Source organism: Vagococcus sp., assembly GCF_036639995.1.
In the GTDB taxonomy this organism is placed as follows: domain Bacteria; phylum Bacillota; class Bacilli; order Lactobacillales; family Vagococcaceae; genus Vagococcus.
The window spans coordinates 1-21822 of the sequence record NZ_JAVWHO010000040.1; the positions used below are offsets into that span (position 1 = coordinate 1).

Annotated in this window: 20 protein-coding genes and 1 pseudogene; 3 read left to right on the forward strand and 18 right to left on the reverse strand. The window is 33.2% G+C overall.

What is annotated here, in order from left to right; translation table 11 throughout:
* The first annotated feature begins 297 nt into the window (after window positions 1-297).
* Window positions 298-858 carry a hypothetical protein gene (locus RR554_RS09485; protein WP_332464026.1) on the forward strand — a complete coding sequence of 187 codons (561 nt, stop codon included), beginning with the start codon at window positions 298-300 and terminating at the stop codon, window positions 856-858.
* Between the two features lie 33 nt (window positions 859-891).
* Here the strand turns inward: RR554_RS09485 and RR554_RS09490 are convergent, their stop codons facing one another.
* Both RR554_RS09490 and recJ read right to left on the reverse strand, forming a co-directional pair.
* The gene (locus tag RR554_RS09490; RefSeq protein WP_332464025.1) at window positions 892-1404 is read right to left on the reverse strand and encodes an adenine phosphoribosyltransferase; all 513 of its coding nucleotides are present in this window, start codon (window positions 1402-1404) and stop codon (window positions 892-894) included.
* Entirely contained in the window at window positions 1401-3722 is a 2322-nt protein-coding gene (gene recJ / locus RR554_RS09495) for a single-stranded-DNA-specific exonuclease RecJ (RefSeq protein ID WP_332467898.1), read from the reverse strand. Before recJ ends, RR554_RS09490 begins: the two co-directional genes overlap by 4 nt.
* Window positions 3723-3888: 166 nt before the next feature.
* Here recJ and RR554_RS09500 point away from each other — a divergent pair, with 166 nt between their 5' ends.
* Window positions 3889-4758 (forward strand): polysaccharide deacetylase family protein, encoded by an 870-nt coding sequence (locus RR554_RS09500; RefSeq protein WP_332464023.1) that lies wholly within the window; start codon window positions 3889-3891, stop codon window positions 4756-4758.
* 43 nt (window positions 4759-4801) lie between these two features.
* On the opposite strand, the gene RR554_RS09505 is transcribed toward RR554_RS09500, so the two are convergent.
* The 6 genes from RR554_RS09505 to RR554_RS09530 form a co-directional block, all read right to left on the reverse strand.
* Window positions 4802-5422 (reverse strand): lysozyme family protein, encoded by a 621-nt coding sequence (locus tag RR554_RS09505; protein ID WP_332464022.1) that lies wholly within the window; start codon window positions 5420-5422, stop codon window positions 4802-4804.
* Window positions 5423-5534: 112 nt separating this feature from the next.
* The gene (locus RR554_RS09510; protein WP_332464021.1) at window positions 5535-6308 is read right to left on the reverse strand and encodes an ABC transporter ATP-binding protein; all 774 of its coding nucleotides are present in this window, start codon (window positions 6306-6308) and stop codon (window positions 5535-5537) included.
* 17 nt (window positions 6309-6325) lie between these two features.
* A complete protein-coding gene (locus tag RR554_RS09515) occupies window positions 6326-7366 on the reverse strand; it encodes a taurine ABC transporter substrate-binding protein (RefSeq protein WP_332467899.1) in 1041 nt (346 codons plus the stop codon).
* Between the two features lie 2 nt (window positions 7367-7368).
* Window positions 7369-8145 (reverse strand): ABC transporter permease, encoded by a 777-nt coding sequence (locus RR554_RS09520; RefSeq protein ID WP_332467900.1) that lies wholly within the window; start codon window positions 8143-8145, stop codon window positions 7369-7371.
* A 68-nt stretch (window positions 8146-8213) separates the two neighbouring features.
* Entirely contained in the window at window positions 8214-9917 is a 1704-nt protein-coding gene (locus RR554_RS09525) for an FAD-dependent oxidoreductase (RefSeq protein ID WP_332464018.1), read from the reverse strand.
* 28 nt (window positions 9918-9945) lie between these two features.
* Window positions 9946-11256 (reverse strand): YeeE/YedE family protein, encoded by a 1311-nt coding sequence (locus tag RR554_RS09530; RefSeq protein ID WP_332467901.1) that lies wholly within the window; start codon window positions 11254-11256, stop codon window positions 9946-9948.
* 159 nt (window positions 11257-11415) lie between these two features.
* Here RR554_RS09530 and RR554_RS09535 point away from each other — a divergent pair, with 159 nt between their 5' ends.
* Entirely contained in the window at window positions 11416-12303 is an 888-nt protein-coding gene (locus tag RR554_RS09535; protein WP_332467902.1) for a LysR family transcriptional regulator, read from the forward strand.
* A gap of 20 nt (window positions 12304-12323) precedes the next feature.
* Here the strand turns inward: RR554_RS09535 and dltD are convergent, their stop codons facing one another.
* The 10 genes and pseudogenes from dltD to RR554_RS09585 all read right to left on the reverse strand — a co-directional run bounded on the left by dltD (window position 12324) and on the right by RR554_RS09585 (window position 21616).
* A complete protein-coding gene (dltD, locus tag RR554_RS09540; protein WP_332467903.1) occupies window positions 12324-13583 on the reverse strand; it encodes a D-alanyl-lipoteichoic acid biosynthesis protein DltD in 1260 nt (419 codons plus the stop codon).
* A complete protein-coding gene (gene dltC / locus RR554_RS09545) occupies window positions 13580-13816 on the reverse strand; it encodes a D-alanine--poly(phosphoribitol) ligase subunit DltC (RefSeq protein WP_332464014.1) in 237 nt (78 codons plus the stop codon). Before dltC ends, dltD begins: the two co-directional genes overlap by 4 nt.
* A 12-nt stretch (window positions 13817-13828) precedes the next feature.
* Entirely contained in the window at window positions 13829-15061 is a 1233-nt protein-coding gene (gene dltB, locus RR554_RS09550; protein ID WP_332464013.1) for a D-alanyl-lipoteichoic acid biosynthesis protein DltB, read from the reverse strand.
* On the reverse strand, window positions 15058-16572 hold the full coding sequence (gene dltA, locus RR554_RS09555; RefSeq protein ID WP_332467904.1) for a D-alanine--poly(phosphoribitol) ligase subunit DltA: 1515 nt from the start codon (window positions 16570-16572) through the stop codon (window positions 15058-15060). The genes dltB and dltA overlap by 4 nt, the downstream gene beginning before the upstream one ends.
* Window positions 16573-16589: 17 nt before the next feature.
* Entirely contained in the window at window positions 16590-16739 is a 150-nt protein-coding gene (locus RR554_RS09560; protein WP_332464028.1) for a teichoic acid D-Ala incorporation-associated protein DltX, read from the reverse strand.
* Window positions 16740-16996: 257 nt separating this feature from the next.
* Window positions 16997-17416: an SIS domain-containing protein gene (locus RR554_RS09565; RefSeq protein ID WP_332464027.1), complete on the reverse strand. Its 420-nt coding sequence runs from the start codon at window positions 17414-17416 to the stop codon at window positions 16997-16999.
* Window positions 17417-17539: 123 nt separating this feature from the next.
* Window positions 17540-17683: pseudogene (locus RR554_RS09570) on the reverse strand (MurR/RpiR family transcriptional regulator); the annotation flags it as partial.
* Window positions 17684-18000: 317 nt separating this feature from the next.
* Window positions 18001-18642: a ChbG/HpnK family deacetylase gene (locus RR554_RS09575; RefSeq protein ID WP_332467905.1), complete on the reverse strand. Its 642-nt coding sequence runs from the start codon at window positions 18640-18642 to the stop codon at window positions 18001-18003.
* Window positions 18643-18658: 16 nt separating this feature from the next.
* The gene (locus RR554_RS09580) at window positions 18659-20026 is read right to left on the reverse strand and encodes a class-II fumarase/aspartase family protein (protein ID WP_332464010.1); all 1368 of its coding nucleotides are present in this window, start codon (window positions 20024-20026) and stop codon (window positions 18659-18661) included.
* Window positions 20027-20056: 30 nt separating this feature from the next.
* A complete protein-coding gene (locus tag RR554_RS09585; protein ID WP_332467906.1) occupies window positions 20057-21616 on the reverse strand; it encodes a PTS transporter subunit EIIC in 1560 nt (519 codons plus the stop codon).
* Between the last annotated feature and the right edge of the window lie 206 nt (window positions 21617-21822).

The following is a 21822-nucleotide window of genomic DNA, read 5'->3' on the forward strand; positions in this document are numbered from 1 at the left end:
AACTGGTGACCTTTTGCTTACCATGCAAACGCTCTACCTACTGAGCTAAGGCGGCAAATTTTATTTCCAACACCATATAGAATAACTGTTATCTCAAACGTTGTCAACACTCAAAACAAAGAGTGATTTGACCACAACAAGAAAATCAATATTAGTGATATAACTGTACTTTGACATAATATCAATTATTTTTAAAAAACTTTGATTATTAATTAATTTTATTTATACTATTATTGATATTATGTTCTATTTAATGTAGTCTAAGTATGTATACATTTGACTGGAGACAAAATTTAAATGAAAATAAGAATTATTGGCTACGCTGGAAGTGGAAAAACTTCCTTAACGATAAAACTTCAAGAGAAATATATCATTCAAGGGATCTCTTTAGATGATTACTTACGAATTAAAGACAAAAACCAACGTGCTAATACTCTAAATTCAAGACTTTCAACCCTTGATTCATGGGTTGTTGAAGGAGTACAGGTTAGTCCTTGGACTAAAATGACTTTCTCTGATGCCGATTTGATTGTCATCCTAGATTACCCAATTTACGTCACTCAATTTAGAGTTTTTAAACGTGCCTTCAAACAATTTTTTGACCCTAAAAGAAGCTTTGGTCAAAAGAAAAAGGCTATTAAACGTATGTTTAAGCTATTTAAGTGGAATAGTCGATTTAAAAAGAGATTACCTACTATTAAAGCTAATCTATATGACCAAGGTGCAACTGTTATGATTTTAGAAATGCCTAAAGACGAAAACAGATTACACCAATACATCAAAAAGCAAAATCGAATGAAAAAGCATCGAATTGATCGTAAAAATGAAGCTAGAAGCGTTTCAACTAAACAAAAATGAGGCTACCAATTAGGTAACCTCATTTTTTATTTTTTAAAAATCCATTAATGTTAAAATATCATAACCTTGAATTTTATCACGGCCATTTAATTCATTTAACTCTACAAGAAACGCACAACCGACAACAATACCACCAAGTTGTTCAACTAACTCGATTGTTGCTGCAATTGTTCCACCTGTTGCTAAAAGGTCGTCACAAATGATAACTTTTTGTCCTGGTGTAATCGCATCTTTATGTAATGTTAAAGTAGCCATACCGTATTCTAAATCATAATCTACTTCAATTGTTTCTCTTGGTAATTTTCCTTTTTTACGTGCTGGAGAAAAGCCGATGCCTAGTTCATAAGCAACTGGACAGCCAATAATAAAGCCACGAGCTTCTGGTCCTACAACCATTTCTGCTCCTCTTTCTTTAGCATAAGCAACAATTTGTCTTGTTGCTTCTTGATAAGCTGCACCGTCTCCCATTAAAGGTGAAATATCTCTAAAAATAACGCCCTCTTTTGGATAATCTGGAATGCTAGCAATGTAATCTTTCAAATTCATTTGGTTTCCTCCTGTTGCAAAATCCAATGCTTGATTTCTTTAATATCACTATATAAAAATAGTTTTTCCATCTCAATTTTACGTTGATATGATTGATAAATTTGACTCTCTTGTAACGCTTTATTCGTTGGATTTTGGACTTTAGTCATCAGACCATCATCTATTGTAACAAATCCTAAGTCAAAAAACACTCTAATCATAAAAATTAATAATTTTTTTTCAATTTTTAAGTAATTTGATATATCCATTAATTTATATCGGATATCAAAAGAGTCTTGAGAAGCAATTAATTTAAATAATCGACCAAATTGTTCTCTTGTTGGTAAGCCTGTCAAATAATGTTCCTGGCTCACCTTAACCTCAAAATAAACCCTAGCTACTTTCAGTTGTTTAAACAACTCCCTAGCTACCTCTAAATCGTAAGGACAGTCTACAATAACAACTTCTTCATGTTGATTAATTTGATTCATCTGATCTAGATTAACAGCTTCGATGACATAGACTCTTTCTTTATCATTTACAAAAGAAACATGCTGCTCATCAAATACCAAGTAAGCTACAGACTGAGTTAATGGTTTGACCTCTTGCCCTTTTTTCCCTCTTGCATCAAAAATTTGCCAATCAGAAATTCGGTAGTCCTTTAACATCAACTGAGGTTTTCTAAATCCGTTCCATTCATTAATTGATAGCTGTCCCACAACTTCCACTTGATCTGCATACTCAAATTCAAACATATCGTTACCACGGTTAAACGCAATACAATCTAGTGTATTATCATGCGTTGTCATTTGGCATTTCAAATGAGATTTATCTGCACCAATTTGTTTTAATTCTTTCACTTTATCTGACTTAATCAAAAAGTAAGGAGACGGATTGTCTGTTCCAAATGGGCCAAGTTGTTGCAGTGTTTCAATAAAAGAGACATTGATTGCTTCAAGAGGTAGTTCCTCATCCACCATCAACTCTTCTTTTGCTGTTAAATCAATGTCAGCTTCTTGAATAAAAGTAGCTACTCTTGTTTTAATCATATCTAACTTGTCCACTTCAAACGTTAATCCAGCAGCCATGTGGTGACCACCAAAACTTATTAATTCATCTTTCACCACACTCAAGGTTTGAAATAAATCAACTCCTTGAATACTTCGCCCAGACCCTTTTAATTGCCCCGTTTCTTTATCAAAATAAAGGACAATCGTTGGCTTATTTGTTTCCTGAACCACTCGACTTGCCACAATACCTAGTACACCTTGATGCCACTTCTCAGACATTAAAAAGAGAACGGGTTCTTCCTCCATCTCTTTTGCCATTTCTAATGCTTCAGTAGTTATTTCTTTTACAATAGTCTGACGTTCAGTGTTTTTTTGCTCAATATAAGTAGCAATATTTCCAGCTTCAATATCATCAAAAGTTGATAATAACTCCACACCAGGAGACGCATCCGCCAAGCGACCAATAGCATTTAGTCTAGGTCCAACTGTAAAACCAATCGTCTCTTCACTAACTGCTGTCAAATCGATTTTGGCAACTTCTGCTAAAGCTTGTAATCCCATACGCTCATTTTGCTTCATGATTTCCAAACCAATTTTTACTAAGGCACGATTTTCATCTGTTAAAGAAACCAAATCGGCAATCGTTCCAATCGCAACAAGATCTAAACTCTCAACAGGCACTTCTCCAAGTAAAGCTGTTGCTACCTTAAAAGCAACACCTACACCAGCCAAATCCCTAAAAGGATAGCTTCCCTTTGGATGTCTTGGATGAATAATACCAAATGCATTAGGTAACTCTTCAGGTAATTCATGATGGTCTGTTACGATGACATCAACTTGTTGACTCATCGCATACTCAATAGCTTCATGACCACTTACGCCATTATCTACCGTTACAATTAGTTGTGCCCCTTCGTCTTCAATGAGTCGTTTATAAACATCTTTATTTGGTCCATAACCATCTGTAAAACGATTCGGCAAGTAATAAAAGACATGACCACCAATTAATTCAATGGCTTCCTTCATAACAGTTGTACTTGTAATGCCATCCGCGTCATAATCCCCATAAATAAGGATTTTTTCACCTTTTTCAACAGCCTCTTGAATTCTTACAATGACTTTTTCCATGTCATATAGCAAGAATGGGTCATGAAAGCTCTCAACACTTGGTTGAAAAAAAGGCTTAACTTGATTACTTTCTCTAATTCCTCTACGCCATAATAAAGGCGCAAGTTCTGAGTTAATCGATAAAGTTTCAAGCTCTGATGTAATTTGTTCTAATTCAGTTGGTGCTTTATTTATTTTCCAGTTATATTGTGATTCTTTCAAAGTAACACTCCTGATCTAAAGAGTTTTTTCCAATAAAAAAAGACATGTTGTCCGCTCCTTATTTTAGCATATCTGAGACTAAAGAGGAAACAGAGTCTTTTGCTTGCTTCTTGAAACTGAGTAAATCATTTGATAAAATTATAAAAAAGATAAGAGGTAGTAGATAATGAAAAAGAAATGGTTATGGCTTCTTTTCACTCTTTTAATTATTAGTATTGGTGGCACCGCTTTTTACGCTTATACCTTTACCAATAAAAAAACTGAGGAAAACAAAACACAGCAAACACAAGAAGTAACAGTAAAAGAAACAAAACAAACAACCACAGAATCTAGTGAGGAAAAAACAAAATGGATAGAAAGTGACACTGAGATTGCCTTTCCGATTCTTATGTATCATAGCTTAGCTGAAAGTGAAGGCAATACCTTAAAAGTACCACCTGTTGAGTTTAAAGAACATTTGCAGTGGTTAAAAGATAATGATTACTATACCTTAACCCCTGAAGAAGCTTATATTGTTTTAACTGAAAATAAAAAACCAGCTGAAAAAATCGTTTGGTTAACATTAGATGATGGCTACTTAAATAATTATACAGATGGTTTCCCACTATTTAAGGAAATGAAAATGAAAGCAACCATTAATTACATCACTTCAAAAATTGAGTCTTCTAGTTATTTTAATCTGAAGCAAATGAAAGAAATGAGTCAAAGTGATGAGGTTAATATTGAAAGTCATACCGTCACTCACCTTGATTTAACCACCCTTGATGACACACAATTAACTAGTGAATTAAAAGACTCAAAAGCTTGGCTTGATAAAGAGCTAAAACAAGACACATCTCTTCTTTGCTATCCTGCTGGAAGATACGATGAACGCTCACAAAAAATAGCTGAGGAACTTGGCTATAAGATGGCTGTTACAACAGAACCAGGATATGCAAAAAAATCTGATGGTCTGTTTGCTTTAAAACGAGTTAGAATCTCACCAGGATACTCTGGCGAAGCCTTTGGACAATTTGTCGAGTCTTCTAATCAATAAAAAAAGAATCAAAACCAGTTATCATTTCTGGCTTTGATTCTTTTTAATTTGAAAATAATTTGATTGCTTTTAAATTCCATTTGACACTCTCAGCATAGAAAATGTTGCCGCCATTTTTGTAAAGCTTACCACCGTTATAAAATAGAGCCATCGGATGTTTGTAAAAATAAGTTTCTTTTTCAGTGTTTCCTAAAAGCGGTGCAAGTGTATCTCTTGAATATTCTTCAGCTATTTTTAAAGAATTCTCGTTTCCATGTGTCGCAACAAAATCGATATACTTTGAACCAAAATTATAAGCCTGAACCGCTGTCCAGATATCACACTTTTGTTTATTGGCCTCATTAATCACTTCTGCTAGATGCTCCACACCAGAATCAATACTTTCTTCACTGGTAAATATTTGATTTCTTACCCCATATTTACTTTCACTACTCTGCATTAAATCAACATGATTCCCTTTACTCTCCGTATAGATAATCGCTAATATAACATCCGAGTATTCTTCAATATTATAGTGTTTAGCCGCTGCTTTCACTTCATCTTCCCACACTAACACGCCTTTAACATCTTGACGAACTTTAAAGCCGATTAGTCCAAGAATAACAAGAATGGCGAGCAAAAAAATCAGTAAAACTCTTTTGAAAAAGTTTTTTTTATTAGGCATAATTATGATTATTGCTCCCTTTACATTTTATAAAGTATGCATAATTTTGTCATATATCACCTGATTTTTCAAGTGAAAAGTAAATAAATTAAGGTTTATTTAAGGGAGTTCACTATGATATCAATTCAAACAATTTAAGTTTATCCTTTTGAAAATCTTGATCTTCTTCTGGGTGATACGTCTTATTTAGAGATATTTTTTCTGTGTAATTTGTCTCAAATTCAGAAATGATAACACCTGGATTTTTGCTCATTACTAATATTCTTGTCCCTAATTTTAGAGCTTCTTCAATATCATGGGTGATCATAAAAATAGTCTGCTCTTTTTCTTTCCAAATTTTTCGAAGCATCTCCTGCATCCCAACTCTTGTAATAGCATCAAGAGCACTAAATGGTTCATCCATCAAAATTAATTCTGGATGATTGACTAATGTCCTACCAATGGCGACTCTTTGTTTCATCCCGCCTGATAATTCAAAAGGATATCTTTTTTTAAATTCCAATAACCCAACTTCTGTTAAATAGTGATTAACACGCTCTTCTTGTTCTTTTTTGGGAAGTCTCCCTATCTTTAAACCATAAGCAACATTTGCTTCCACAGTCAACCAAGGATAAAGAGTTGGTGACTGAAAAACAACACCCCTTCGTTTATCAGGACCTGTAATTAACTCACCAGACATATGGCACTCACCTAACGTGGGCGTTAAAAAACCAGCAATCATCTTTAATAAGGTACTCTTACCACAACCAGAAGGACCAACCACACATACAAATTCCTGTTGATAAATTGACAAATCGATATTTTGAATAACATGCAATGAGTCACTTGATGTCCCAAAAACCTGAGAGACATTAGTTAATTCAATCAATTTTTCTTTTCTTTCCATCTCTAACATCCTTTAACTTATTCCTTCTTTTGCGCTGCTTCGATATATTTAGGTTGAATAAATTGTTTTATTGCCTCTTTACTTGGTATCTCTTGAATTGAGCCTTGTTCCTTTAAAAAGACTGCTGTCTCATAAAAAATAGTGTTAAACTGTCCTGGTTTTTCAGTTGTCCCCAAATAATCTGTTGACAATTCTTCCTCAAACGTTAACCATTTAGTTCCTTCCATTTGTTTAATAGCTTCTTCTTCTGAGATATCTAAACCATGAGCACAAGCCTTAGCTGCTTCCTTTGGATGTTCCTTATAGAAGGTTGCTCCTTTATTTAATGATAATAGATAATCTTCAACTAATTCTGGGTATTTTTTAGCAAAATCCTCGTGAACTAAATCAATATTAGCAGTAAGATGACCTTTTTCTGCAAGTTCTTTACTATCAACTAAAACTTTACCAGTTTCTTTAATAGTTGAAAGTGTTGGTTCCCATGTATACGCCGCGTCAATGTCTCCTCTTTCCCATGCTGCAACAATATCTTTGGTTTCCATATCTAATAACTCGACATCTTTTTCAATACCAGCTTCTTTCAAACATTGCAACAAACTAAAGTGAGAGGTTGAACTAAACGGTGTCGCTATTTTTTTTCCTTTCAATTCTTTAACAGAATCAATAGCACTATCTTTATGAACCACTAAAGCTTCATTCGTTCCTAAAATTTCATGAATCCAAATTAAATTAACCGGAATACCAGTTGATAAAGCTACAACACCATTGGTATAACCCATTTCAGCAAAATCAATACTATTAGATGCAAAGGCTTGGTTAGCTGCAACACCTGAATCAAAAAACATAAATTTAGTTTTAATTCCTTTTTCCTTAAAATATGTATCAAAATAATTTTTAGAAATAGCCACTTGTTTATCATTTGGTACACGAATAATACCAATTCTTACCTCTTTAGGTGCGTCACCTTTTTTATCGTTTTCTTTTTTCCCACATGAAGCTAACATTAAACCTAAACAGGTTACTAAAAGTACTAAACTTAATTTTCTAAACCGTTTCATTCTTATTTTCCTTTCCAAAAAACAACTTTATTTTCAATTTTTCTTAAACAAAAATCGATGAGCAAACCTGTTAATCCCATAATAATAATCCCAACAAACATCACATCACTCTTTAAGTACTTAGACGCATCAATAACCATCCAACCAATACCAGAAGTTGCTGCTACCATTTCTGCTGAAACTAAGGTTGTATAGGCAACACCCACAGCCACCCTTAATCCTGTAAAAATATCAGGTAAACAAGCTGGTAATACAATGGTAAAAAATACATCTTTTTTACTTGCGCCTAGAGATTCAGCGCTCCCAATAAAATCAGGATTTACCTTACTAACTGCTGACACACAAGCTAAATAAATTGGTGCAAACGCTGCTAAGAACAGTAACATAACTTTAGATGATTCATCGATTCCAAGCCAAAGAATTAATAACGTATAATAAGCCAGTGGTGGCAATGGACGATAAAATTGAACCACAGAATCAACAACTGCCCTAACCTTGTTTGAATAACCACTTAATAAACCAAGAGGAATTGCCGTAATTAGTGCTAAAACGGAAGATAAAAATAACCGATACATACTAATTCCCATATGTGCCCAAAATGACGTGTGATTATAGCCGTTATTTAAAATATCAACAAACGTTTTAATCACTTGAATAGGGGATGGGACGAGTCTTGATGAAATTAAATTAAGTTCTGTGACGGCTAGCCAAACCAAAAGGATAAAAATCCAGGTCATATAGGTATAACGTTTTGTATTATTTTTCTCTTTTCTTTTCATAATTCTCCAACTTTTCTTGTTTTATTAAAAATGAGGCACAGACAAAGTGCCATGCCCCATTCAAAAAATTATAGTAAATCGAAACGATAGTTAGTCACAATTGGTTCTCTTTTGGTTACTTGATCTGTAAAGTATTCGTACATACATAAACCTAAGAAAGAACCCATTAAGTTTTCAACATTATCAAATCCACGCATATTTAAAGCTTTTACCATGTTATAACTGCGTTGACTAGATAAGCAATGAACATATACTGGTTTGTCAGTAGGAATCTCATCTAATCTTTCTCTAAATTCACTAAAAGGAATACTCAAAGCATTTTTAATGTGACCTTCTTCAAATTCCCACGCTTCTCTTGCGTCAATAATACAAGCACCACTCTCTTGTAGTCCTCTTATCTCCGTTACCGGAACTTGTTTGTATTCACCATTTAAAACATTAAGACCTACTAAAGCCGCCATATTAACCACATCTTTTGCTGTACCAAATAACGGTGAGTAAGATAATTCTAATTCTTTTAAATCTTCCAAATTACCATGTTTCATAATTAAGGTAGCAATAACATCAATTCGTTTGTCCACATTGCCTTCACCCATTGCTTGAGCACCTAAAATTTGACCAGAAGGATCAGCAAAAATTAGTTTAAAGAATAAAGGACGAGCATTTGGCATTAAACCAACTTTATCTTTTGGAATCACATAGGCTGTTTGATACGCAATCCCTTCTTTCTGACAGTCTTTTTCATTTAAGCCAGTTGAAGCAGCATTCATATTGAAGCACTGAATAACAGATGAACCGATAACTCCAGTATTTCTATAAGTTCTACCATACATATGATCAGCAGCAGCTCTTGCTTGACGTTGAGCAGGTCCTGCTAAAGTTAATCTTGTTGGTTTTTGTGTGATAAAATGTGTCGTTTCAATCGCATCTCCAACTGCATAGATATGTTTTCTAGACGTTTCATAATGATGATTTACTTTAATTCCACCCGTCACACCAATGTCTAAACCACATTCTTTAGCTAAACTAACTTCTGGTGTAACACCAATTGCCATAATAACTGCTTTAGCAGGAATTTCTCGGCCTGATGCAAGAACAACATGCTCAGCAAAAATTTCTTTTACACCATCTTCTAATACCAAATTCACATCATTATCAATAATCTCTTTATGTAAAATTTGTGCCATATCATGGTCAAACGGTGCCATTACTTGGTTTGCCGCTTCAACGATAGTGACATTTTTACCAGCTTCTTTTAAATTCTCAGCTACCTCAATACCAATGAAACCAGCACCAACTACTACTACATCATTAACTTTATTAGATTTTAAATACTGATGAATACCATCAATATCAGGAACATTTCTTACTGTAAAAACATGATTAGAACCGATTCCTTTAATACTATTTGGTAAAATTGGATTAGCTCCTGGTGATAAGACTAACTCATCATACACTTCTTCTTTAACTTCACCTGTTAACACATTTTTTACTAAAACAGCTTTTTTATCAGGTAAAATTTCTGTTACCTCATGATTAACAACCGCATTGATATTGTATTGCTTATGAAAAACTTCTGGTGTCATTAATACTAAATCTTCTGCCTCTTCCACCATTCCGCTTAAATGAAATGGCAACGCACAGTTAGAAAATGACACGAATGGGCCTTTCTCAAACATTGTAATATCTGCAAATTCATCTAATCTTCTAACTCTTGCAGCAACAGACGCACCACCAGCAACTCCACCAATAATTAATACACGTTTACTCATCTTAGTTCCTCCTAATAGTTATATCTATTTATTTTCTCTTTGCTGGGATTAATGACATTTTTCCTGCAAAAAGTTTTAAACTAATTAAACCACCGATAACCATAGCTACTGTAAAGACCCAACCAGAAATCGAGAAAGTCGAGATTGCAGAATACATAGCACCAGCATTACAGCCTTTAGCAAATCTTGCACCAAAGCCCATTAATAAACCACCAACAACAAAATAAGGTAAGTCCTTTTTATTCAATTTGAATGCAAATTGGAATCTACCTGCTAATAAAAAGGCAATAACTGCTCCTAAAACAATTCCTAAATTTCGAATCGTTCCGCCATCTAAAAATAACCCTGCATTTACATCCTCAACAATTTCAGTAAACGCTGGTGAGTTAAAACTAACTCCTAAAGGTTGTAACAATGCAACTTCCAATTTAGAAAATGCACTTGTAACCCCCCAAGCTTTACCAGTCGTTAATAAAATGAAACTACAAATAATTGCAATCACAATAGCACCTGTATTAAAAGTCCATCTCTCAACAAATAGTTTATGATATGTTTTATAACTAAATAAAGACGTTTCTTCTCCATTATCTTTGGTTAACGGCTTTTCAAAATCTTCCCAATCACCAAGAGGATTCATATATGTTCCCTCTTTTTTTCGTTTGTTTTCATAACGTAAAATTAGCCAGTAAATAAACATAAGAATTAACCCTGAAACAAGTAACGCACCAAAGTAACCAAAATATTCTGGCAGATATGCCTTAACACCAATTTTCCCCATACTTGTTTCATCAAACGTATAGCGTGCCCATTCACCAGGTGCCGAACCTAATATGAAAAAGATGAAAACAAATAAAGCTCTTCCTTCTCCTTCACCCATGTCAGTCAACGTTCCTGAAGCACAACCTCCAGCAAAAATCATACCAATACCAAAAAGGATACCACCTAAAACAGTTGCTAAATTAGCCATATATACATTTTGTGTTCCAGGAATAATAGCATCTCCTTCAACAGCACTAAAAGCAGGAACCGCACCATTTTGAGCTGCATACCACTGTACTCCCATAAACACAAGCATTGTAGCAAGCAACATAATTAATAAGGCTTTACTTAAACTTCCCTCTCCTCTAACATAGATTCGTTTAATTCCACCAGCAAAACCAAATCTAGCTCTCGTCAATGTCGCTCCTAATAAAATACCAGAAAACAATTGCATCGGTAGAGCAGCTTTTTCATTTCCTAGATAAACACCAAAAAATGTTAACAAGATCACAATAACGAAAGCAGAAATAAATTGTTTCTTATTTATTCTACCTTGATCCATTGATTCTAAACTATTCACCTTACTTCCTCCTATTTGTATTATTTTTAACAAACTTAGTTTAGTTCAAAATATCACAAAAAGATAATTCCAATTTTTTATAGAGTTATAACAAAAAATTATATTAGTTATAATAATCACAAATATAAGGTATAATCATTTTATGGGGGGGAAGTAACTATGTTAGATTATCGCTATAATACATTTGTTGTTTTAGTTGAAACAAAAAGTTACACAAAAACAGCAAAGGAAATCAATTTTACACAACCAGCTGTCACCAAACATATTCAGTATATTGAGAAAGAGTTAAATACCAATCTTGTTCTTTATCAAGATAACAAGTTAACAATTACACAAGAAGGTATGTACTTATACCAAGAAATAAAAAGAATTCAAACGGATATCAATAAAGTTCAAGCTCATCTTGTCAATGATACCTCTTTAAAAATTGGTTCAAGTAAAACAATTGGAGAATACATACTTTCAGATATTATCTCTGAGTACACGACTAACTTTGACTCATCTAATGTCTCGATTTTAGTTGATAACACAACAGCATTACTCGAGTTGTTAACGCAAAGAAAAATAGATTTAGCCTTAATTTCAGGTCCAATACCAGAAAAAGAATTTGAGAGTAAAATTTTTCTTGAAGATCGTATCCTTTTAATTTGTTCTAACAACCATCCTTTAGCAAATAAAACAGTCGACTTTAACCAGCTATCTAGCGAAACTTTTTTGTTTAGAGAAGCTGGTTCGGGGATTACAGAAGCCGTTACCAATAAATTAAAAGACCTGTCACTAGATTTTTCAGAAACAAAAAATAAACGAGTTGTAGGAAATATTAATATAATCAAAAATATGGTGAAAAAAAATGAAGGTATCTCTTTTATTTACGAATCATCTGTAAAAACTTGCATTGACAATGGTAACCTTTCAATCATTGCAGTCAATAACTTTGAACCCATCCAACCTTTTTACGTAATAAAAAATCACGGGCAAACTTTAAGCCCATCTTCCAAATATTTTTTAAACTTACTTATAACAAAAAAAGGATTCCATCAGAATTAGATGGAATCCTTTTTACTCTATTAAAAATCTGTATTTTCTTGCCATTCTTTAGAAAGAAACTCTTCAGAATTAATGTTGTATGCTGGTTTATGTTGGTCCTTCAAAAATGTTTGAAGGTCTTTATCCATTTGCATCCAACCTCTCCATCCTAAATGGATTGTATCCTCCATAAAGTATGGTTCAGAACGTTTATCCGTATAATCTACCACATGATCAAAACCTTGAGATTTTAACTGATAGTTAATTTTTTTACTAAATAAATCTAACATATCAGTTGATAGTCCCGTATAATCTGACCATAACTTGTTAACAGGTGGAATAACAAACATTGCATCAATATGACTATCTGCAATTTGACTAAGAACTAACTGAAAATCTGAAAATTCAGGAGAAACAGTATAGTCAAATTTAGTCTGAGAATTCTTTAATTTTCCTTTCATTGGAGCAATTCTCTTATTGTAGAAGGAATCAGCAATATCGAATTCATTATTCTTAGTTGCATTTTCCCCCTTTTCATAAGCTAATTTATCAAGCTCAGTAAAGGAATAGTTATCTGGTAACTGTTTAGTTTTAGATGAAATTTTTTCACTTTTTGACGTAATACCAATTTTACTAAACAATTGATCTTCTTTTGATAAAATATTAAAATTATACGCTGCTCGTTTTCTATCCAGCTGAGTTAATTCACCACCACTTTTAATTTGTTGTGTCAGTATTTTTAACTCTGTATCTGTTCGAACACTTGAAAATCGCAATAATCGTTTAGCTAAATATTGATCATTTATATCACTTGAATTCAAATTCATCGCCCATTGATTGGTTTGTAGTGGTGAGTAAAACAGTGAAAACATTGGATCACCAACACCCTCTTTGACAAACCATTGAGGTGAAATGATAAAAACTATTTTTTTACCCTTCAATTCTTCACTCATTGAATTCAGCATAAAAAAATGAGTCAATGATTGCGTACCTGGTGCACCTAATAAATAAGGTTCATACGGTCGATTGTATTTTTCTGCTAAGACCGATGGATGAAAAGCATTCACACGACTTAACTCAGAAGAACCAAAGAAAGGTAAGTACTTACCACTTTCCATGGCTTCATTCTTTAAGTTGTTACCCTTTAATACATTGACAGACATGGAAGACGCTGACTTGTGTATTGCATTTGCTGATGGTTTTGAAAACCAATTAATTGGGGAATAAATAATCGCTCCAATAATCAATATCGCCGCAAAAAAGGGACCAACAGCGGAAAATAACTTTCTTTTAGAAATCATGATTGTAAAGCAACAACTTGATTAATAATTTGTTGTGGAGTTCCCCATTCACTTCTTTCATATTCTGAAACTGGTACAGTAATTCCTAATTGACCATCAATTTCTACTAACATTTGAACAGTTGCCATTGAATCTAACAACCCTTCATCATATAAATCTGTTTCTAATTGACCACTTACATCTTGACCTGTTAAATCTTCTAAAATTGCTAAAATTGTTTCTTTTACATCCATTATTGTCATCTCCTAGATATTAAATATTTGTTTCGCTAGAGTGTCTAAAAATCCTGAGAAAATCAAGAAACTAAAACATACTGCATTAAACGTGATGAAAACTGAAAGTGCATGCGTCATTCGATTACTTGGTAATTGATCTTTGTGTTTTTTCTTATATCTTAGCCAAGCATCATTCACACAAATTAGTACTGCGTGATATAAACCATACACAATATAATACCATGTTAGACCATGCCATACACCCATAATTAAAAATAGAGCAAAATAGCCAACATTTGATGCTACGATTCTACTTTTGAAAACTTTTTTCTTTAATAATGTAAACATTAATCTCATATAAACATAATCTCTAAACCAAAACGATAAAGACATGTGCCATCTATTCCAAAATTCTTTAATGTTTGGACTCAAAAATGGCTTATTAAAGTTTATTGGTGTTTCATAGCCAAGTAAGTAACTTGTTCCCACTGCGAATAAACTGTAGCCTGCAAAATCAAAGAACAAATACATACTGTAAACATACATATATCCGATTGTTCCTACAAGTACGCCACCTCTTGTTAAAGCAAACGACTGAACTAAAGGAAGTAAATGGCTGCCTAAAGCATAACCGATTAAGAATTTATATAAAAATCCTAAGAATATATAGTGAATTCCTTTACCTAAAAGCTCCGTATACTTTTCTTTTGAAGGTGGTTCTTTTAAATCTTTAAGAAACCTTCTATATCGATCAATAGGACCTGATGAAATAGTTGGAAAGAATAGTAAAAACTGAATATAATGACTCATTTTGTAATCTTTTATCATTCCATCTCTAATTTCCATGATCACTTGAACTGATTTAAATGTTAAATAGGAGTACCCTAGGAAATAAAATAGTAAAAATCCTTTACCACCAGTAAAAGGGCCTATTTTAATAATCATCATTGGGATAATACTTAGCAGTATAGCTAGATAAAACCAAATACTTTCATTTGCCTTCTGACGGTATCTGAAATAGGTGCCTGTTAAAAGACATTGCCATATAACATAACCAATTAAAGCAAATCCTTGCTTCATATTTGGACCAGCAAAACTAATCCATAAGAAAAATACAGTTAGTAAATTTTGATACCAATACAGTCTTTTTCCTTTTAATGACGCAATAATTGAAGGTATGAACAACACACCAAGTATGACAAAATAAAATGGCTTTTCATAAGGTGTTAAAAATGGAATAAACTCAACTAATCTCTCAATCATTTGTTCACCTCATTGATTAAGAATTTACGATCTACTTTGCCGTTAGCCGTAAGTGGTAACGTATCTACAAAAATATAGCGTTGAGGAACCATGTAATCCATAACACTTTCTAAAAGGTGTGTTTTCAAATAACTAATCGTTTCTTTTTCGTCATCATTTATCATTTTTTTACAAACTACATAAGCAATTAGTTGTTGCACCTTGTGATTTTTATTATATTTTGGTACAACACAAGCATTACGAATCTCATCAATCATCATCAAATGATGATCAATATCACCTAACTCAATTCGATAACCGTGCCATTTAATCTGAAAATCTAGTCTACCTTTATAGTAAAGTAAACCATCTTTAATTAAGCCGGCATCTCCCGTACGATAAGCTGCTTCTCCCTCGTAAAGAAAGAATGCTTCTTCTGTTTTTTCTGGATTATTGAAATAGCCAACAGAGATCCCAGGACCAACAATAATAATTTCACCAACTTCTCCTTCAGAAAGAACAGATCCCTCTTCATTTAAGATAATTAAACGGGTATCTTCCTTAACTCGCCCTAAAGGTAAGCGGTCGTTATTATCTAAAATATTTTGAGTAATTGGCACACTCGTAATAGCCACAGTCGCCTCAGTTGGGCCGTACGTGTTGTAAATAACAGCATTCGGGAAACGATCAATTAATTTTTGAGCAACAACATGAGGTAATTCCTCACCACAAAATTGAAAATTTTCCAATGTTGGTAGTTTTTCACTTGTAAAATCTGGGTTTAACAAGCAGATTTCAATTAAAGAAGGTGTTGAAACCCACACATTAAGTGCCATTTTAGGTATACTACCAAACAACAGTGGAAAACTTTCAACCATTTTCTTTTCCATCGGAACTAAAGTACCACCAGTTAATAAAGCTGGATATAAATCCATCACTGATAAGTCAAAAGAAAAAGGTGCTTGGCATAAAAATCGTTGACCATGTTTAAGTGAAAACTCTTTCGTCATCCACGAACAAAAACTTTCTAAATTCGAATATGTAATTTGAACGCCTTTAGGTTTACCAGTTGTTCCAGATGTGAAAATTGTATAAAAAATATCTTCTCCTGAAACGATATTTCCTAATGTAGGTTGTTTTTCCTCTTCGATTAATTGATTGAAATCAGCACGTTCAATTATTTTAGGGCCAACTTTTTCCAAAGGCCACTCATCTAAAGCAATAACACAAGTTGCATTAGACTCTTCTAAAATCATTTGAACACGTTCTTTTGGCGTATGAGCATCAATTGGAATATATCCATGCCCTGACTTGATACAAGCCAAAAAACTAATAATCATTCGACTATCTTGCCCACCATAAACGATGATACCATCCTTATTATCGAACTTTTCTTCTAAGTAAGCTGCTAACGAATGTGATGTTTTTTCTAAATCTGAGTATGAAAAACTAGTATCACCTTCGTCAAAAAAAATCGTATTTGGTGTTTTCTCAGACCAATCTTTTATTTTTTCTACTATATTGTTTACCATCTACTAACATCCCCCTTCTAAAATTGATTATAGATGAAGGAACCTCCGCCTACTGAACTATAGTGATATAAATACACTAAAGCTAATAAAATTGTTGTATATAAAGCGGTTTTCCCAACAAATGTTAACCAATATTTTGATTTTTCATTTTTAATTATATTTTTCATTTCCATGATTCATCTTCCTTTCGTGATGTTTAACTTAATTAAATTTTAACTCAAAACGAAAGATTTTCTATCAAGCATTTGGAGTAAATTTATCTAGGTCTTAAGTCCTAGATAAATGTTACATTAGAAACAATTGTAACATTTGCGTAATATATTTATTATTATAAGTCATCACTTAAAAAAATAATAGCCCCTTTGGCTCACAAGATGATATTTTACACTATTCAATCAAGAAATGAAAGATATTAATAACGTTGCTATTCGAGTTTTAATTTTAAACTTCCTATTAATAAATCTATTAAAATGAAGAAGCCAATTCTTGAAATAGAATCATCTTTCTTTGTATTAACATCTTCAGTATGACAGTACAAATTCAAATCCGAATACTCATTCAATTGGCTAGATTGAAACGACGTCACACTAATAATTTTCGCTTCTTTTAAATGAACCATTCGAGCTGTTTCTAGAATTTTTTTCGTTTGTCCTGATAGTGAAAATAAAATGACCACATCATCCTTATTAACTAGACGAGTAAAAGATTCAGACAAATTATAATCATTAATAAAGAAACAGTGAAGCCCTAAAGAAAACAAAAGATGTTCAAAATAATACCCTACTGGTTTACTCGTTCCTCTTGCCATGATAAATATATTCTTAGCATGTAGTAACGTATCCACACAATAATCAATATCTTCTTCTGCCAATAAAGAAAAGGTCTTTTCAATACTGTTCTCTAAATTACTAAAAACAGATTGACCTGTTGTCTTTTCTTCAGCTTTTTTTTCCCGCAAGTTAGCATTGATTGAAAATTTAAGCTCTTTGAAGCCACTAAATTCTAATTTTTGACACAAATTGATGATAACTGTTTTAGACACAAATGCATCTTCTGCCAATTGATTAATGTTCATATAAGGAATTTCTTCTAAATGGTCAATTAAATATCTTAATGCTTTTTTTTTCGCTTAATGTTAAGTCATCATAATGCTTTAAAAAGTCAATCACGTTTTTCATCCTCCATTTTTTTAAAGTATATCACACTCATTAATACTTGTCTGATAAGATTTCAAGACAAATAAAAAGAGGTAGGAAACATCCTAACCTCTAATATATTTCTCTATAGATTACCATAATGACATAATTCATAACCATAATAATCAAGCAGCTTTTTGAAATCTTTATCACATAAGATATTAACTTCCCTCATTCTGGCTAAATTAAAAGATGAACCAAAATAACAAGTTTCATCAAGGTATCCAGGATGTCAAACTGCCTCTACTTGATTATTACTTCGATACTTCTGTGCTTCTTTTTCAATAATTGTGAAAATAGTTGGTTTCATCACCTGATATTTTTGAGACATATCTTTGATTTCAGGATAATTAAATAAATTCCAAAAACTATCCATCGGGCATCTATTAGGATAAGAAAATTTAGACTTAACATCGAAATAATTTCTAACTGGTACATCAAAATCAATTGATAATTGCTCTATAACTTGATAATGCTTCCCCATTGAATGAGTATAATGGTGAGAATCAAGATGTGTGATTGTAAGACCAGTTGATAGAATTTTTTCAATTTGAGACTTCCATTCAGCATACAATTGCTCTAAGTTTGTAGCTTCTGGTTTTTCTTTAATCACACTTAATGGTTTAAATTCTCCACTATTAGATACTAAATCATCCACAGTACTTAGTAATGGTTTCCCGCAAGTCATAGATAAGTGAACGCCAATCCCTAACTTATTATGCTCTTTTGCTAGTTTTACAGCTTCTCTAAATCCTGGCATATTAGCCATCAAAGTCGTTGACGTTAAGACACCTTTATTGAAGGATTCAATAATGCCAAGATTGATTGCTTTAGAATAGCCGAAATCATCTGAGTTTATTACTAATTTTGTCATGTTGCTCACGCTCTTATCAGTAGTTTTCCTTAATAAATTTTACAGTTTCTATCGCTCTTACTGCCTCTTTTTCTGCAAGTTCAGCAGATAACCCAACATAATTTCTTGGATCAATTAACTCTTTCACTTCTGCTGCTGTAAATTCTTTAGAAATGAGGTTATCTTCCATTAAATTCGTATAAAAGTCCTCACCATCTGCAGCTGTTTTGATAGCTATATCATATAGTAGAGAATGTGCCTGATCTTTACCTAGTTTATCAGCCATTTTCATCATAACGTATTCTGTATTATCTAATCCTTTGTTACGCATTACATTGTGCAACATTCTCTCTTTGTGAGGTACCATGGTACGAGTTAACTCTTCTGTTCTAAGCAAAACTTCTGTCGTTAATTCTAAAGCTTCCTCTAAAATACCATCAAACAGCATATATGAACTACTATCCCCTTCGTAAGGACGGACAGCCGAATACATTCCAACACCTGGAAGTGAATATAATTTTTGAGAGTTAGCAACAATTCCCTTAGCAAGTTTAGGGTTAATTTTATGTGGCATAGTACTACTACCAACTGTCCCTTTACTAAAACCTTCTGACACTTCGGCAATTTCTTCAAGTGTCGTACTATAAACTTCCTCACCAATTTTATGACAAATATTGGCCATTAATGCTAAGTTAGTCATATACTCAAGCTTAAACGTGCTGATGTTTCTTGATGGAACTTCCATAGGATACATTCCTGTCAATTCCGCCACGCGTCTTTGAACATCCATACCAACTTCAGGCATTGAACTAAATGTTCCCACAGCTCCACCCATCATTATTTTAAATACTCTTTTCTCAGCTTCACGCATCCGTTCTACACATTCAATAAAATCACTAATCCAGACAGATACTTTATAACCATATGTAATTGGCGTTGCATGACGTCCATGAGTTCTTCCAGGCATGACAGCATCCTTGTTTTCCTTGGCAAGTTTACTCAAATTTTCCAAAATTTCACCTAAAAGTCGCATATATTTATCATGAACTGTTTTAACCATATACATTTGAGAACTTTGTTGAATATTTTGAGTCGTGATACCATAATGAATATACTTACCACTTTCTTCAGGACAAGCTTTAACTAACACCTTTAAAAAAGGAACAAAACCATGACCTATTTTACGATAAATTTTATCCATTTCAACAAAATCAATATTTTCAATCTTAGCAGCTTCTTTAATGTCCTTTGCTGCCTCTTTAGGAATAAAACCGTACTCTGCTTGTGCTTGAGCAAGTGCTGCTTCAAACATTAACCATGTTTCATATTTTGCTTCATTAGAGAATAATTCCTTTATTCCTCTATCATCCATCGTTTTACTTTTTGAATCATATAATGCTCTCATTAGTAATGAGCCTCCTTAATTTCAATTACACTATGCCAGTGCTTCATCAACAGCATTTCTAACAAACTCAACTTGAGGTCCGTAAACAATATGAATATGTTTAGCTGCCGGGAAGAAAAATCCAGTACAACCTGATTTTTCTAATAAATCCTTATTAATGACATTAATATCCTTAATATCAATTCTTAAGCGTGTGATACAATTTTCAACATTATCAATGTTTGATTTACCACCCAGCGCTTCCACAACAATATCAGCAATCTCACCATAACGTTTTTCTTTGATTAAAGTATTATCAATATTTTGTGCTTCCTCACGCCCAGGTGTTTTTATATCAAATTTGATGATAGCCCAATAAAAAATAAAATACGTCAGTACCGCTAAACCAAGACCTATAATAACGAGGAAAACCCAATTTGTTTTTTCATATAACAATCCAAATATTGCAAAATCAAAGATAGTCCCTCGAATATACCCAACAGCAACACTGGCAAGTGATAACAATACTGCACCAATTCCCACAATTACCGCATAAACTAAGTACAATAACGGGGCGATAAACACAAAGGTAAACTCTAGTGGTTCAGTTACATTTCCCAACATTGCTGTTAAAACCATGGTAATCAACATTGACTTAACCTCTATCTTATTTTCTGTACGGCAAGCTTTATACATGGCTAACGCAATAGCAGGAAACAAGAATAAAGTAACTAACATTTGCTGTTGTGCCATAAATCTTGTCAAATCAGGCATCATTGACCAATATTCGCTATTAGGTCCTTGATTGAATAACACTTCATTCATTGCAGGTACAACTCCCACAAAAGTTTCACCATCAATTACATAAGAACCACCAGCTTCAGTAAACCTAAACAACGCATTCCAAACATGGTGTAACCCAAACGGAATAAATAATCTTTCTCCAGCGGCCGTAAAAAACGGTCCTACTGTACTTAAAATAACAACTGAAAACTTAGTTAGTATAGCTACAAATACTTCCCAAACAAACGGCAACAACGCACCAATTGCAATCATCACACCAATTGTGATAATTGGTACAGATTTTTTGCCAGAGAAGAATGCAAAAGCAGTCGGTAATTCCAAGTTGTAAAATTTATCAGTTGCCCATGATGCAACTAAACCTGTAACAATACCACCAGCAGCACTAATGTTCATAGTTTGAATACCAAGAACGTTAATTTGACCAACTTGAGTCATCACCTCGGGATCAGCCATCTTACCTGTTAAAGTTAACCAAACATTCATAGTAATAATTAATGTAAGATAGCCACTCACAGCAGCAAATACAGCAATTCCCTTATCTTTTTTACTCATTCCGTAAGCCACACCCATTGCAAATAATAAAGGGATATTATCAAAAATAACACTTGCTATTGTGCGAATACTTACTAAAATAGCATTAACATTTTCATTTCCTAAAAATGCAAATTTTTCAATCATATAGGGCTGAACAAATGCACCACTAATTCCTAAAATCATACCCACTGGGGCTAAAACACCAATAGGCAACAATAGCGTTCGTCCAAATTTCTGAACTGAATCACCAAATTTCCCTTTCTTTCCCATCATTTAACTCTCCTTTTTATATGATAAATTAATCTTATCATCTGACTCCCCTACAAAAAAGCGCTATCATTTTATTTTGTAATATCTATGTCATTCTTAATGATCTAGGTCATTAAGAACGCAAAAAAAAGAGACTCATTAACGAGTCTCTTTTACTGGGCTAGCTGGATTCGAACCAACGAGTGACGGAGTCAAAGTCCGTTGCCTTA